Source organism: Oleiagrimonas sp., assembly GCF_027858935.1.
Taxonomy (GTDB): domain Bacteria; phylum Pseudomonadota; class Gammaproteobacteria; order Xanthomonadales; family Rhodanobacteraceae; genus Oleiagrimonas.
The window spans coordinates 1-12,505 of record NZ_JAQIBU010000089.1 but is presented as its reverse complement, the minus strand read 5'-3'; the positions used below and the strand labels follow the sequence as shown (position 1 = coordinate 12,505).

24 protein-coding genes are annotated in these 12,505 nt (G+C 59.5%); all 24 read right to left on the bottom strand.

The genetic code is table 11. The annotated features are described in order from the left end of the window. Nucleotides 1–635: 3-deoxy-7-phosphoheptulonate synthase (locus PF446_RS03535; protein ID WP_298069790.1), on the bottom strand; the 635-nt coding region annotated here is incomplete at its 3' end. A gap of 79 nt (nucleotides 636–714) precedes the next feature. Beyond that, complete coding sequence (locus PF446_RS03530) at nucleotides 715–1,224, bottom strand: disulfide bond formation protein B (RefSeq protein WP_298069792.1); 510 nt, start codon at nucleotides 1,222–1,224, stop codon at nucleotides 715–717. Between the two features lie 156 nt (nucleotides 1,225–1,380). Next, on the bottom strand, nucleotides 1,381–1,758 hold the full coding sequence (gene rplQ / locus PF446_RS03525; RefSeq protein ID WP_298069788.1) for a 50S ribosomal protein L17: 378 nt from the start codon (nucleotides 1,756–1,758) through the stop codon (nucleotides 1,381–1,383). Between the two features lie 297 nt (nucleotides 1,759–2,055). Next, entirely contained in the window at nucleotides 2,056–3,054 is a 999-nt protein-coding gene (rpoA, locus tag PF446_RS03520; RefSeq protein WP_298069785.1) for a DNA-directed RNA polymerase subunit alpha, read from the bottom strand. A 20-nt stretch (nucleotides 3,055–3,074) separates the two neighbouring features. After that, nucleotides 3,075–3,701, bottom strand: coding sequence for a 30S ribosomal protein S4 (gene rpsD, locus PF446_RS03515; RefSeq protein ID WP_298069784.1), 627 nt, complete (start codon nucleotides 3,699–3,701; stop codon nucleotides 3,075–3,077). 10 nt (nucleotides 3,702–3,711) lie between these two features. Beyond that, a complete protein-coding gene (rpsK, locus tag PF446_RS03510; protein ID WP_298069782.1) occupies nucleotides 3,712–4,098 on the bottom strand; it encodes a 30S ribosomal protein S11 in 387 nt (128 codons plus the stop codon). A gap of 74 nt (nucleotides 4,099–4,172) precedes the next feature. Next, a complete protein-coding gene (gene rpsM / locus PF446_RS03505) occupies nucleotides 4,173–4,529 on the bottom strand; it encodes a 30S ribosomal protein S13 (RefSeq protein ID WP_298069780.1) in 357 nt (118 codons plus the stop codon). A gap of 127 nt (nucleotides 4,530–4,656) precedes the next feature. Continuing rightward, complete coding sequence (gene secY, locus PF446_RS03500; RefSeq protein WP_298069778.1) at nucleotides 4,657–5,985, bottom strand: preprotein translocase subunit SecY; 1,329 nt, start codon at nucleotides 5,983–5,985, stop codon at nucleotides 4,657–4,659. A 3-nt stretch (nucleotides 5,986–5,988) separates the two neighbouring features. After that, entirely contained in the window at nucleotides 5,989–6,420 is a 432-nt protein-coding gene (gene rplO / locus PF446_RS03495) for a 50S ribosomal protein L15 (protein ID WP_298069776.1), read from the bottom strand. 6 nt (nucleotides 6,421–6,426) lie between these two features. Beyond that, the gene (gene rpmD / locus PF446_RS03490) at nucleotides 6,427–6,618 is read right to left on the bottom strand and encodes a 50S ribosomal protein L30 (RefSeq protein ID WP_298069774.1); all 192 of its coding nucleotides are present in this window, start codon (nucleotides 6,616–6,618) and stop codon (nucleotides 6,427–6,429) included. After that, nucleotides 6,611–7,120: a 30S ribosomal protein S5 gene (gene rpsE / locus PF446_RS03485; RefSeq protein WP_298069772.1), complete on the bottom strand. Its 510-nt coding sequence runs from the start codon at nucleotides 7,118–7,120 to the stop codon at nucleotides 6,611–6,613. Before rpsE ends, rpmD begins: the two co-directional genes overlap by 8 nt. Before the next feature lie 121 nt (nucleotides 7,121–7,241). Next, a complete protein-coding gene (rplR, locus tag PF446_RS03480; RefSeq protein ID WP_298069770.1) occupies nucleotides 7,242–7,595 on the bottom strand; it encodes a 50S ribosomal protein L18 in 354 nt (117 codons plus the stop codon). 90 nt (nucleotides 7,596–7,685) lie between these two features. Then, nucleotides 7,686–8,213: a 50S ribosomal protein L6 gene (gene rplF, locus PF446_RS03475; RefSeq protein WP_298069768.1), complete on the bottom strand. Its 528-nt coding sequence runs from the start codon at nucleotides 8,211–8,213 to the stop codon at nucleotides 7,686–7,688. 12 nt (nucleotides 8,214–8,225) lie between these two features. Next, entirely contained in the window at nucleotides 8,226–8,624 is a 399-nt protein-coding gene (gene rpsH / locus PF446_RS03470) for a 30S ribosomal protein S8 (RefSeq protein WP_298069766.1), read from the bottom strand. A gap of 130 nt (nucleotides 8,625–8,754) precedes the next feature. After that, a complete protein-coding gene (rpsN, locus tag PF446_RS03465) occupies nucleotides 8,755–9,060 on the bottom strand; it encodes a 30S ribosomal protein S14 (RefSeq protein WP_298069764.1) in 306 nt (101 codons plus the stop codon). 15 nt (nucleotides 9,061–9,075) lie between these two features. After that, nucleotides 9,076–9,615: a 50S ribosomal protein L5 gene (rplE, locus tag PF446_RS03460; protein ID WP_298069762.1), complete on the bottom strand. Its 540-nt coding sequence runs from the start codon at nucleotides 9,613–9,615 to the stop codon at nucleotides 9,076–9,078. Nucleotides 9,616–9,627: 12 nt separating this feature from the next. Then, the gene (rplX, locus tag PF446_RS03455; RefSeq protein WP_298069761.1) at nucleotides 9,628–9,942 is read right to left on the bottom strand and encodes a 50S ribosomal protein L24; all 315 of its coding nucleotides are present in this window, start codon (nucleotides 9,940–9,942) and stop codon (nucleotides 9,628–9,630) included. Nucleotides 9,943–9,958: 16 nt separating this feature from the next. Further along, nucleotides 9,959–10,327, bottom strand: coding sequence for a 50S ribosomal protein L14 (gene rplN / locus PF446_RS03450; RefSeq protein ID WP_298069759.1), 369 nt, complete (start codon nucleotides 10,325–10,327; stop codon nucleotides 9,959–9,961). 15 nt (nucleotides 10,328–10,342) lie between these two features. Then, complete coding sequence (gene rpsQ, locus PF446_RS03445) at nucleotides 10,343–10,603, bottom strand: 30S ribosomal protein S17 (protein ID WP_298069757.1); 261 nt, start codon at nucleotides 10,601–10,603, stop codon at nucleotides 10,343–10,345. Nucleotides 10,604–10,613: 10 nt separating this feature from the next. After that, nucleotides 10,614–10,799: a 50S ribosomal protein L29 gene (gene rpmC, locus PF446_RS03440; protein WP_298069755.1), complete on the bottom strand. Its 186-nt coding sequence runs from the start codon at nucleotides 10,797–10,799 to the stop codon at nucleotides 10,614–10,616. Then, nucleotides 10,799–11,212: a 50S ribosomal protein L16 gene (rplP, locus tag PF446_RS03435; RefSeq protein ID WP_298069753.1), complete on the bottom strand. Its 414-nt coding sequence runs from the start codon at nucleotides 11,210–11,212 to the stop codon at nucleotides 10,799–10,801. The genes rpmC and rplP overlap by 1 nt, the downstream gene beginning before the upstream one ends. A gap of 12 nt (nucleotides 11,213–11,224) precedes the next feature. Continuing rightward, nucleotides 11,225–11,938 carry a 30S ribosomal protein S3 gene (gene rpsC, locus PF446_RS03430; RefSeq protein ID WP_298069750.1) on the bottom strand — a complete coding sequence of 238 codons (714 nt, stop codon included), beginning with the start codon at nucleotides 11,936–11,938 and terminating at the stop codon, nucleotides 11,225–11,227. Nucleotides 11,939–11,950: 12 nt separating this feature from the next. Beyond that, on the bottom strand, nucleotides 11,951–12,280 hold the full coding sequence (gene rplV / locus PF446_RS03425; RefSeq protein WP_298069748.1) for a 50S ribosomal protein L22: 330 nt from the start codon (nucleotides 12,278–12,280) through the stop codon (nucleotides 11,951–11,953). Nucleotides 12,281–12,292: 12 nt separating this feature from the next. Further along, nucleotides 12,293–12,505: 30S ribosomal protein S19 (gene rpsS, locus PF446_RS03420; protein ID WP_298069746.1), on the bottom strand; the 213-nt coding region annotated here is incomplete at its 5' end.

Genomic DNA, 12,505 nt, shown 5'->3' with positions numbered 1-12,505 from the left:
CGGTATTCCTTGGCCAGTGGAGAATGGTCCACCCAGGCCAGATCCCAGTACTCCGGGTGGTGCAGGTCGGCAAAGCCGCCGTCGATCAGCGCGCGCACGAAGTTCATGGTCATGGCGGAGCTGGCATGGGCGCGCAGCAGGCGTTGCGGATCAGGACGACGTGATTGGGCGTTGAATTCGGGCCCGTTGATGATGTCGCCCCGATAGCTGGGCAAGGTCACGCCATCGCGGGTCTCGCTATCGGTCGAACGCGGCTTGGCGTACTGACCGGCGAAGCGGCCCACGCGCACAACCGGCATCTTCAGACCGTAGACCAGCACCAGGCTCATCTGCAGGAGCACCTTGAGACGGTTGGTGATGACCGCGTTGTTGCAGTCGGCAAAACTTTCGGCGCAATCGCCACCCTGCAGCAGGAACCGCTTGCCCTCCTGGGCTTCGGCGATCATGCGCTTGAGTGCCAGCACTTCCCAGGAGGTCACCAGGGGCGGCATCGATGCCAGCTGGTCGAGTGTCTCCACCAGTGCGGCGGAGTCATCATAGTGGGGCTGCTGGATGGCCGTGCGCGAGCACCACGAATCCGGCGCCCAGTCGACGGGTTCACGGATGGATTGCAGGTTACGTTCGCTGGAGGTCATGAGCTTTACACGGATTCTGAAGTGAGTGGGGAGAGGAGTCTGTCCTGGTGCACGATAGGGTAGCGGCGTGCTGCAGGATTCAAGCGTGACGGTTGCGCGCCGCCCACAGGGCCAAACAGCCGAGGATCACGAACCAGATCAGCGACCAGGCAGGCATCGGCAGGCCGAGGATGGTCTCCACCTTGGCGCACTCACCGGAGCCACTGAGCACCATGCGCAAGACACCGACAAGTCCGCCATGCGAACCACTGGTTTCAAGCAAATACCCCAACGGGGCACCGCAACTGGGCACCTGATCCGCCGGAAGCGACTGGATCCACAGGTGACGCAATGCAATGGCGATGCCAATGCCGGCCACAATGACTGACAACGCCGAGTATATCTGGCGACCGTAGCCACGCGGTGCATGCAGCGCTCCAATCAGGAAGACCAGGCCCACACCGATGAAAGCCACCCGTTGGAGAATGCACAGGGGACACGGGTCCATACCCAGCACGTACTGGGTGTACAACGCAAAGGCAATCAGACCGGAACAGGCCAGAAAGCCCAGCAGGTAGAGGGTTCGGAAGGACCAGCGCAGCGGATTCATCGGAGCCAACATCGAAATGGGTTCTCCAAAGGTACCCAGTCCCCGGGGCTTTGTCAGCATGCGCGGCAAACGGACCTGTGTGAGACGAACCGGAAGCATAAAAAAACCCCGGCGTACAAACCGCCGGGGCCAGTATCTTGTACTGCGAAACCGTGCTTATTCGGCTTTAGCTGCATCCGGACGGCCAACCAGCTCGACATAGGCCATCGGAGCATTGTCGCCAACGCGGTTGCCGCACTTGAGGATGCGCAGGTAACCACCCGGACGCTCGCGGTAACGAGGGCCCAGCTCGACGAACAGCTTGCCGACGGCTTCCTTGTCGCGCAGGCGGGCAAAAGCCAGGCGACGATTGGCGACGCCATCAATCTTGGCCAGGGTAATCAGCGGCTCGGCCACGCGACGCAACTCCTTGGCCTTGGGCAAGGTGGTGCGGATAAGCTCGTGCTTGACCAGCGATGCGGCCATGTTACGGAACATGGCGTAGCGATGGCTGCTGTTACGGTTGAGTTTGCGGCCGGATTTCATGTGGCGCATGGCGAAATTCTCTCTGTCTGTTGTTATGAGAGGCCGGCGCTCAGGTCCGACATCCCGCGGTTACCCGCTGATAGCCCCAAAAGGACAAGGCTTTTCGAGAAGTGCGGCCCGTTTGGCCTCTAGACCCCAAAAGTACGGGGCTTTTCGAACAGTGCGGCCACGGATGGCCGCACATCGTGGATCAGCCAAGCGCGATTAACGCTCAGGCCGAATATTTTCTGCTACGAAGATCAGGGACGATCGCACAACAAAACACTCGAGGTCCGCAATCTACCGCAAGTCCAAGCGAAGCCTTAATCAACCCAGCTGCATGCCGTGCACCAGGCCCGGCGGCGGCCAGTTTTCCAACTTCATGCCCAGGGCAAGACCACGCGCACCGAGCACATCCTTGATCTCGGTCAGTGACTTCTTGCCCAGGTTCGGCGTCTTCAGCAGCTCGACCTCGGTCTTCTGCACCAGATCACCGATGTAGTAGATGCTTTCGGCCTTGAGGCAATTGGCCGAACGCACGGTAAGCTCCAGATCGTCAATCGGACGCAGCAGCAGCGGATCAAAGCCGGCCTGCTCGGCCTCGCCTTCATCAGCCTCACGTTGCGAAAAGTCGCCAAAGATCGACAACTGGTCGTTGAGAATCTCGGCCGCCTTGCGCACGGCTTCCTCGGCATCGATGGTGCCGTTGGTCTCAATATCCAGGATCAGCTTGTCCAGGTTGGTACGCTGCTCGACACGGGCCGAGTCCACTTCGTACGCAACGCGACGCACTGGTGCAAAGGATGCATCCAACTGCAGACGACCGATCGGCTGTGATTCATCGTCCGGATTCTGACGTGCAATGACCGGCTGGTAACCCAGCCCTCTGCGGACCTTCAGGCGCATGCTGAGCGCAATGTCCTTGGTCAGGGTACAGATCACATGGTCCGGGTTGACGATCTCGACGGTGTGGTCGACGGTGATGTCGCCGGCGGTCACGACGCCCTTGCCCTTCTTCGACAGGGTCAGGATGACCTCATCGCCACTGTGCTGGCGAATGGCGACATCCTTGAGGTTCAACATCACCTCGATGACGTCTTCCTGCAGCCCTTCCAGGGTCGTGTATTCATGCAGGACATCATCGATCTCGACTTCGACGATTGCCGAACCCGGGATAGAAGACAGCAGCACGCGACGCAGGGCATTGCCCAGGGTATGGCCGAAACCACGCTCGAGCGGCTCCACCACGACTTTCGAGTGGTTGGGGCCGAGCTGTTCGACACTGAGGCCGCGCGGCCGCAGCACGCTTGTTGACGAAACTGCCATGTACGGCTCCGGTTATTGGATTACTTCGAGTAAAGCTCGATGATCAGGCTCTCGTTGATGTCGGAGGGCAAATCGCCACGATCCGGCACCGCCTTGAAGACGCCCGCGAATTTCTTGCTGTCCACGTCCACCCACATCGGACGCAAGTCCATGCTGTCGGCAAGCGTGGAGGCTTCCTGAACGCGCAGCTGTTTCTGTGCACGCTCCGTCAGGGAAATCTCGTCCCCCTGCTTGACCTGGTAGGACGGGATGTTGACCTTGCTTCCATTGACCAGCACGGCCTTGTGGGCCACCAGCTGGCGTGCCTGGGAGCGGGTCACCGCAAATCCCATGCGGTATACGACATTGTCCAGACGGCTCTCGAGGAGGCGCAACAGGTTTTCGCCTGTATTGCCTTTCAGCGAAGAGGCCTTGGAATAGTAGTTGCGGAATTGACGCTCAAGCACGCCGTAGATGCGCTTGACCTTCTGCTTCTCTCGCAACTGACCGGCGTAGTCCGACTGACGCATGCGCCGATTGGCACCATGCTGGCCGGGCTTGTTCTCCAGCTTGCATTTGGAGTCCAGCGCGCGCGCCGGGCTCTTGAGGCCGAGGTCGGCACCCTCACGGCGCGCCAGTTTGCAGGTGGCTCCACGATATCGGGCCATGATGTGCTCCTTAGACGCGACGCTTTTTGGGGGGACGGCAGCCGTTGTGCGGTATCGGCGTGACGTCTGTGATGTTGAGTACTTTGTAACCGAGCGTGTTCAACGAGCGAACCGCAGACTCTCGGCCCGGACCGGGGCCCTTGATGCGAACTTCGACCGTCTTCACACCGTAGTCCTGCGCGGCGCGACCGGCACGTTCGGCAGCGACCTGTGCAGCGAACGGCGTTGACTTGCGCGAGCCACGGAACCCGGCGCCACCAGCAGTCGCCCATGACAGTGCATTGCCCTGACGGTCGGTGATGGTGACGATGGTGTTGTTGAAGGACGCCTGCACGTGGCAGATCGCATCGGTGACGACGCGCTTGACCTTCTTCTTGCTCTTGACCGGCTTTGCCATAATTTTGGGTTCTTGTTAATCCGTGCGGCCAGGGCCGCTTATTCGCTTCGCGATCACATTGAATCGCACTGAATTTACTTTCTGATCGGACGGCGCGGACCCTTGCGGGTACGGGCGTTGGTCTTGGTGCGCTGACCACGGACCGGAAGACCGCGACGGTGACGCAAGCCGCGATAGCATCCCAGGTCCATCAGGCGCTTGATCGACATGCCGACCTCGCGGCGCAGATCGCCTTCGATGATGTATTTGCCGATCTCGTTGCGCAGCTTCTCGATTTCACCTTCGCTGAGCGACTTGATGGGCGTAGTGGGTTCCACGCCGGATTCGGCACAGACTTTCATGGACCGGGTACGCCCGATGCCATAGATGCTTTGCAGCCCGATCCATACGTGTTTGTGGACCGGCAGGTTGACACCCGCAATGCGCGCCATGAGCAGTTCTCTCCGATATGTATCGTGCGCGGTAAACGCGCAATTCTAACCTTTATTTCATGAAACAGAAAGCCCCGGGGCGCAAAATCAGGCGCCGCGACCTTCTCCCTATGCCATTCCTGCGCGATCAGCTGCGCCGGAGATTGGCCTTTTTGAGCAGATTCTCGTACTGGTGACTGACCAGGTGCGACTGGATCTGGGCCGTGAAGTCCATCACCACAACCACCACGATCAACAACGAGGTGCCGCCGAAGTAGAACGGCACATGCCATGCTTTCTGCAGAAAACTCGGCACCAGACACACGGCCACCAGGTAAATGGCACCCACCGTGGTAAGACGAGTCATGACACCATCGATATAATTGGCCGTGTTGCGACCTGGGCGAATGCCCGGAATCAGGGCCCCGGAGCGCTTCAGGTTGTCTGCCGTTTCCTGCGAATTGAACACGATCGCGGTGTAAAAGAACGCAAACACCAGGATCAGGACGCCATAGAGAACGTCGTGTAACGGTTCACCCGGCGACATCGCGCTGGTCAGCGTATTCAGCCAATGGGACTTGTTACCCGCACCCATGAAATTGGCGGCCGTGGCCGGAAACATCAGGATACTCGAGGCAAAAATAGGCGGAATCACGCCCGACATGTTGATCTTCAGGGGCAACGCTGAACTTTGGTTCTGGTACCCCTGTCTGCCACCGCCTCGCCGCGCATAATTGACTGTGATCTTGCGCAACCCCTTCTCCATGAAGACCACGAAGGCAGTTACACCGAGCACCACCGCGATCACCATGAAAACCTTGAGGATCGACAGCTCACCGTTATGCGCCATGGTCAGCGTATGCACCACGGCTGACGGGAGGCCTGCCACGATGCCTGCGAAGATCAGCAGCGAAATACCGTTGCCCACGCCGCGCTCGGTCATCTGCTCACCCAGCCACATCAGGAACATGGCTCCGGCGGTCAAGCCGATCACGGCCGACAGAATAAAACCAGGACCAGGGATGTAAACCACTGGCACACCACCCGAGGCAGTCTGCTTCTGAAGCGCCACGGCAATACCAAACGCCTGAAATGCAGCCAATCCGACGGTGCCGATGCGGGTGTACATCGTCAACTTGCGTTGGCCCGCCTCGCCTTCCTTCTTGAGCTGCTGCAGGCTGGGCAGCACCGATCCCATCATCTGCACCACAATCGATGCCGAGATATACGGCATCACGCCCAGGGCAAATACCGAGAAACGACCCAGCGCGCCGCCCGAAAACATGTTGAACATCCCCAGCAAACCACCCTGCTGGTTCAGGAAGTTGGTCATGGCCTCCGGGTTCACGCCCGGGACCGGGATGAACGAACCCAGACGGAACACGACCAGCGCTCCGATCACAAAAAAGATACGCTGCCGCAGCTCGGTGAGCTTGCCGAGCGATCCGAGCATGTTGTTTCCCTTCTGCCCGGCCACTGCTTACTCCACGCTGCCGCCGGCTGCCTCGATGGCAGCCTTGGCACCGGCCGTCGTCAGCAGGCCGGAAAGTTTGACCGCGCGGTCGATGGTGCCGTTGAGAACGACCTTGACCTTCTTGACCTGCCGACCCACCAGACGAGCTTCGCGAAGTGCGGCAAGATCGATGGTGTCAGACTTGACACTGGCAAGCTGATACAGGAACACCTGTTCGGTATCGGCCTTTTTCAAGGATCGGAAACCGACCTTGGGCAGACGACGCTGGAGCGGCATCTGGCCGCCTTCGAATCCGACCTTGTGGTATCCACCGGAGCGCGCATGCTGCCCCTTGTGACCACGACCACAGGTCTTGCCAAGGCCCGAACCGATGCCACGGCCCACGCGGGTGCGTGCCGTATTGGAACCCTTGGAGGGCTTGATGGTATTCAGACGCATGTTCGATTACTCCTCGACGCGGACCAGGTAGTAGACCTTGTTGATCAGTCCACGTACCTGCGGGCTGTCTTTCAATTCGCGCACATCATTGATCTTGTTCAGACCCAACGCCTTGACGCTCAGTCGATGGCGTGCCTGCACGCCACAAAGACCCCTGACCAGGCGCACGCGCACCATTTCGGTGGTTTTATTAGCCATTGCCCAGCACCTCTTCCACAGTCATGCCACGCTTGGCGGCCACATGCTCCGGCGAAGCCACAGCCTTGAGCCCATTGATGGTCGCGCGAACCAGGTTGATCGGGTTGCGCGAACCGACCGCCTTGGCCAGAACGTTGCGCACGCCGACCACTTCAAGCACGGCACGCATGGCACCACCGGCGATTACGCCGGTACCCTCGGCTGCCGGCTGCATGTATACACGCGCCGCGCCATGGTTGGCCTTGATGGCGTACCACAGAGTACCGTTGTTGAGGTCGATCTTGACCATGTTGCGACGAGCGCGTTCCATGGCCTTGGAAATAGCCAAAGGCACTTCACGGGCCTTGCCATAGCCAAAGCCGACGCTGCCTTCGCCGTCACCGACCACGGTCAGTGCAGTGAAGCTCATCTGGCGGCCACCCTTTACGGTCTTGGCCACGCGATTGACGGCAATCAGCTTCTCGAGCAGGCCATCTGAATTGTCACGATCACTCGAAGCCATGTCTTTTCCTGTCGTGCCCGAAACCGGTTCGGGTCTTGTAACTTACGGCCGCAGCCGCTTGGAGTTGTTGTTTGTTTCGTTGTTGCATCTGTCCGCGGCGCCAATGAACGCCGCGAATGGATCAGAACTTCAGTCCAGCCTCACGTGCGGCTTCGGCCATGGCCTTGACGCGCCCGTGGTACTTCAGTCCGGAACGGTCAAAAGCGACGCTGTCGACGCCGGCAGCCAGTGAGCGTTCGGCGATGGCCTTGCCCACGGCAGCAGCAGCGGACAGGTTCTTGGTGCCCTTGAGACCTTCGGCAACGGACTTCTGCAGGGTCGAGGCCGCGGCGACAACGTTGCCACCGGATGCATCGAAAACCTGGGCGTACAGGTGCTTTCCCGTACGGTGTACGGAAAGACGCGGCACGGCGAGCTTGCGAATGTGTGCGCGCGTGGATTTGGCACGGCGCAAACGGGCGATATTCTTGTCCACGATCTTGCTACTCCTGGAAACGGATCGGCTTTTCTTGGATCACCGGCCCCAATGGGAAACCGGCATGTGCGGAACAGTCCGCTAAGAAAATTACGCCTTCTTGGCTTCCTTAAGACTGATGTGCTCGCCGGCAAACCGCACGCCCTTGCCCTTGTAGGGTTCCGGCGGACGGACCGAACGAATCTTCGCGGCCACCTGGCCTACGCGTTGCTTGTCGGCACCCTTGATCAGGATCTCGGTCTGCGTCGGGGTTTCGATGGTGACGCCTTCGGGAGCCTCGAACATCACCGGATGGGAGTAACCCACACTGAGGTTGAGGCTCTTGCCCTGCATCGAGGCACGATATCCGACACCGACCAGCTCGAGCTTGCGCTCGAAGCCCACGGTGACACCCTTGACCATGTTAGAGATCAAGGCTCGAGCGGTCCCGGCGAACTTGACCTCACCACCTTCGGCGAGTGCGACGCGCAGGGTGCCGTCTTCGTTGTTGACGGTTACGCCCGGAAGCGCATGCAGCGTCAAGGTACCCTTGGGGCCCTTGACGATCACGCCTTCGGCGTTGGAGCTGAACTCGACACCCTTCGGAAGGGAAATCGGCATGTTGGCAATACGAGACATGTCAGGACTCCCTTAGGCCACCAGGCCAAGTACTTCGCCGCCCAGACCCTGGCTACGGGCCTGTGCATCGGTCAACAATCCGGCGGAAGTCGAGATGATGGAGATACCGAGACCGCCGATGATCTGGGGCAATGCATCCTTGCCACGGTATACGCGCAGGCCGGAACGGCTGATGCGCTGGATGCGCTCAATGGCCGGACGACCCTGAAAGTACTTGAGCTGGATTTCCAGCGTAGGCTTGGAGGCCTCGCTTTCATCCACCTTGCTGGCAAGGATATAACCCTGACTCTGAAGCAGGTCAGCGATAGCCATCTTGAGTTTGGATGCCGGCATGCTGACGGTCGCCTTGCCCATGGCTTGGGCGTTGCGAATCCGCGTGAACATGTCGGCAATGGGATCAGTCATGCTCATGAGTAAAACCTTTGAGAGTGCACCGATATCCGTTGACCGGAATCTTGGATTGTAATGCCCGGCTTCGGAACATCCGAGCCGGGCAGACCGGCAAGTATAGCAGCCACATCGCTGCTATTGCGAGCCTTGTTTACCAGCTGGCTTTGCGCAGCCCAGGAACGTTCCCGCTCATGGTCGCTTCACGCAGCTTGTTACGACCGAGGCCGAACTTGCGGTACACGCCACGCGGTCGACCCGTGATTGCGCAGCGGTTGCGCATGCGCACCGGGCTGGCGTCGCGTGGCAGCTTCTGCAACGCGGTCTGTGCATCCATCTTTTCCTCGTAGGAGGATTCCGGATTCAGCACGATCTTCTTCAGTGCGGCACGCTTTTCGGCGTACTTGGCGACGAGTTTGGCGCGCTTCTTGTCGCGCTCAACCATGGAAGTCTTGGCCATGTCTTTACCTGCGTGTCAGTTGCGGAACGGGAAGCTGAAGGCCGCGAGCAGGGCCCTGGCTTCCTCGTCGGTCTTGGCGGTCGTGGTTATGGCGATGTCCATGCCACGAACCGCGTCGATCTGGTCGTATTCGATCTCCGGGAAGATGATCTGTTCCTTCAGGCCCATGTTGTAATTGCCACGGCCATCGAAGGAACGCCCGTTCATGCCGCGGAAATCGCGCACGCGCGGCAGCGAGACGTTGATCAGTCGGTCCAGGAACTCGAACATATGTGTGCGACGCAGCGTCACCTTGCAGCCGATCGGCCAGCCATCGCGGATCTTGAACGAAGCCACGGAAACCCGGGCGTTCGTCGTGATCGGCTTCTGACCTGTGATCTTGGCCATGTCGGCAACAGCGTTATCGAGCACTTTCTTGTTGCCCACCGCTTCGCCAACACCCATGTTCAGGGTGATCTTGCTGATGCGCGGTACCTGCATCACGTTTTTGTAGCCGAACTGCTCCATGAGCTTCGGCAACACTTCGTCTTTGTAGAATTTTTCAAGGCGCGTCATGAGATATCGTCCTTACACGTCCACGACCTCGCCACTGGAGCGGTACACGCGGACCTTGCGCCCATCTTGCAGCGTTTTGGCACCGACGCGCTCACCCTTGTTCGTGGCGGGGTTGAACAGCATCACGTTGGAGATGTGGATCGAGGCTTCGCGCTCGATGATTCCGCCGGCCTCCTGGGCCTGCGGGTTGGCTTTGGTGTGGCGCTTGATGATGTTCACGTTGGACACGAACACCCGGTCGCCCGCCACACTCAGCACGTCGCCGCGCTGGCCCTTGTTCTTTCCGGTGGTCACGATCACGTGATCACCCTTCTGGATACGTTTCATAGTCCTGGCCCTCCGCTCAGAGCACTTCGGGCGCCAGCGAAACGATCTTCATGAATCGTTCGCTGCGCAGCTCACGAGTAACCGGCCCGAAGATACGGGTACCGATCGGCTCGAGCTTGTTGTTGAGGAGTACGGCTGCATTCCCGTCAAAACGGATCAGCGAACCATCATTGCGGCGAACACCCTTGGCGGTGCGCACGACAACGGCATTGTACACCTCACCCTTCTTCACCTTGCCGCGGGGGATGGCATCCTTAACCGTGACCTTGATGACATCGCCGATACCGGCATAGCGACGCTTGGAACCTCCAAGCACCTTGATGCACATCAGTTCGCGGGCTCCACTGTTGTCGGCCGCGGAAAGCGTGCTTTGCATCTGGATCATGTCTGCACCCTCGCCTTACTGTTCCGCACGCGAAACGATTTCGACCACGCGGTGATGCTTGGTCTTGGATAGTGGCCGGCATTCCTCGATACGCACCAGGTCACCCTCGCGCGAGCCTGCATCGTCGTGCACGTGCAGCTTGGTGGAACGGCGGATGATCTTGCCGAATACCGGATGCTGCACCTGACGCTCGATCAGCACGGTAACCGTATTGGTCATCTTGTCGCTGATGACGCGGCCTTCGAGGCTGCGTGCCGTTTTCTGTTTGTCGCTCATATCGGCGTCCTTACTTCTTCTCGCCCAACACGAATTTCGTGCGGGCGATATCGCGCCGTACACGGCGCAGCTGGTTCGGCTGGGAAAGCTGGTCTGAACCCTGCTGCATGCGCAGATTCAACTGCTCCTTGCGCAGGTCCAGCAGATGTTGTTGCAGCTCTTCGACCGACTTCTCTCGAATCTCGTTGATAGCCATTACATCACCGCCCTGGTCACGAACTGTGTCTGTACAGAAAGCTTGGCGGCAGCCAGACGAAATGCTTCGCGTGCCGTGATCTCGTCCACGCCTTCGATTTCATACAACATGCGGCCTGGCTGGATCGGGGCAACCCAGAACTCGACGTTGCCCTTGCCCTTGCCCATACGCACTTCGATGGGCTTCTTGCTGATGGGCTTGTCCGGGAACACGCGAATCCAGAGCTTGCCGCCACGCTTGACGTAACGTGTGATGCAACGACGAGCAGCCTCGATCTGGCGAGCGGTGAGCTGCCCGCGAGTGGTGGCCTTCAGACCAAACTCGCCAAAGCTGACCAGGTTCGAATTCTGGCTCAGCCCACGGTTACGGCCCTTCTGCATCTTGCGGAATTTTGTACGCTTGGGTTGCAACATGACTATGGCTCCTTACTTCGCAGCCCGAGCGCGGCGGCCTTCACCGCCGTCACGTCGACCGGACGGCTTCTCGTCCTTTACTTCCTGGGCAGCTTCCAGGTCGAAGATCTCGCCCTTGTAGACCCAGACCTTGATACCGATCACGCCGTAGGTCGTATGCGCCTCGGCAAAGCCGTAATCGATGTCAGCACGCAGTGTATGCAGCGGAACACGACCTTCACGACTCCACTCCGAACGCGCAATCTCGGCACCGTTCAAGCGCCCCGCGACATGCACCTTGATGCCCAATGCGCCCAGGCGCACGGCATTGCCGACGGCCCTGCGCATCGCACGCCGGAACATGATGCGGCGCTCGAGCTGGTTGGCGATCGACTCGGCGACCAACTGGGCATCGAGTTCAGGCTTGCGCACTTCACTGACGTTGATGTGGGTGGGAACACCCATCACCTTGGTCACTTCCTGGCGCAGCTTCTCGATGTCCTCGCCCTTCTTGCCGATGACAACACCCGGACGTGCCGTGTGGATCGTCACCCGGGCAGTCTTCGCCGGACGCTCGATCAGGATCTTCGAGATACCTGCCTGGGCGAGCTTCTTCTTGAGCAACTCACGGACCTTGAGATCCGCGGCCAGGTAGCCGGCGAAGTCGCGCTTGTTGGCGAACCACTTGGAATTCCAGTCCTTGGAGATACCAAGGCGAAATCCTATGGGATTGACTTTATGACCCATCGTTAGCGTCCTTTACTCGCCCACGACCACGGTAATGTGGCTGGTGCGCTTGGTAATACGGTTTCCACGGCCCTTGGCACGTGCATGCATGCGCTTCAGGGACGGGCCTTCGTCGACAAAAATCTTCGACACCAGCAGCTCGTCCACGTCGGCGCCGAGATTGTTCTCTGCGTTGGCAACTGCCGACAGCAGAAGCTTCTTGACCAGATGTGCAGCCTTCTTGTTGCTGAAGGCGAGCAGGTTGGTCGCATTTCCTACCGGCATGCCACGCACCTGATCGGCGACAAGGCGAACCTTCTGGGCGGAGATGCGAGCACTGCGCAATATCGCTTTGGCTTCCACGATGCTATCTCCTTATCGCTTCTTGTCGGCGGATTTCTTGTCGCCGGTGTGACCCTTGAACGTGCGGGTCACGGCGAACTCGCCGAGCTTGTGGCCAACCATGTTCTCGTTGACGAGAACCGGTACGTGTTGACGGCCATTGTGGATAGCCAACGTCAGTCCAACCATTTCCGGCGAGACCATGGAACGGCGCGACCAGGTCTTGATCGGGCGCTTGTTGCTGCC

Coding starts and splice junctions, on each gene's coding strand:
- PF446_RS03530 (WP_298069792.1), bottom strand. CDS start 1,224: ATGAATCCGCTGCGCTGGTCCTTCCGAACCCTCTACCTGCTGGGCTTT.
- rplQ (WP_298069788.1), bottom strand. CDS start 1,758: ATGCGCCACATGAAATCCGGCCGCAAACTCAACCGTAACAGCAGCCAT.
- rpoA (WP_298069785.1), bottom strand. CDS start 3,054: ATGGCAGTTTCGTCAACAAGCGTGCTGCGGCCGCGCGGCCTCAGTGTC.
- rpsD (WP_298069784.1), bottom strand. CDS start 3,701: ATGGCCCGATATCGTGGAGCCACCTGCAAACTGGCGCGCCGTGAGGGT.
- rpsK (WP_298069782.1), bottom strand. CDS start 4,098: ATGGCAAAGCCGGTCAAGAGCAAGAAGAAGGTCAAGCGCGTCGTCACC.
- rpsM (WP_298069780.1), bottom strand. CDS start 4,529: ATGGCGCGCATTGCGGGTGTCAACCTGCCGGTCCACAAACACGTATGG.
- rplO (WP_298069776.1), bottom strand. CDS start 6,420: ATGCGTCTGAATACCATCAAGCCCTCCAAGGGTTCCAATACGGCACGC.
- rpmD (WP_298069774.1), bottom strand. CDS start 6,618: ATGGCTAATAAAACCACCGAAATGGTGCGCGTGCGCCTGGTCAGGGGT.
- rpsE (WP_298069772.1), bottom strand. CDS start 7,120: ATGGCTTCGAGTGATCGTGACAATTCAGATGGCCTGCTCGAGAAGCTG.
- rplF (WP_298069768.1), bottom strand. CDS start 8,213: ATGTCTCGTATTGCCAACATGCCGATTTCCCTTCCGAAGGGTGTCGAG.
- rpsH (WP_298069766.1), bottom strand. CDS start 8,624: ATGAGCATGACTGATCCCATTGCCGACATGTTCACGCGGATTCGCAAC.
- rpsN (WP_298069764.1), bottom strand. CDS start 9,060: ATGGCCAAGACTTCCATGGTTGAGCGCGACAAGAAGCGCGCCAAACTC.
- rplE (WP_298069762.1), bottom strand. CDS start 9,615: ATGACGCGCCTTGAAAAATTCTACAAAGACGAAGTGTTGCCGAAGCTC.
- rplX (WP_298069761.1), bottom strand. CDS start 9,942: ATGAAACGTATCCAGAAGGGTGATCACGTGATCGTGACCACCGGAAAG.
- rplN (WP_298069759.1), bottom strand. CDS start 10,327: ATGATCCAGATGCAAAGCACGCTTTCCGCGGCCGACAACAGTGGAGCC.
- rpsQ (WP_298069757.1), bottom strand. CDS start 10,603: ATGAGCGACAAACAGAAAACGGCACGCAGCCTCGAAGGCCGCGTCATC.
- rpmC (WP_298069755.1), bottom strand. CDS start 10,799: ATGGCTATCAACGAGATTCGAGAGAAGTCGGTCGAAGAGCTGCAACAA.
- rplP (WP_298069753.1), bottom strand. CDS start 11,212: ATGTTGCAACCCAAGCGTACAAAATTCCGCAAGATGCAGAAGGGCCGT.
- rpsC (WP_298069750.1), bottom strand. CDS start 11,938: ATGGGTCATAAAGTCAATCCCATAGGATTTCGCCTTGGTATCTCCAAG.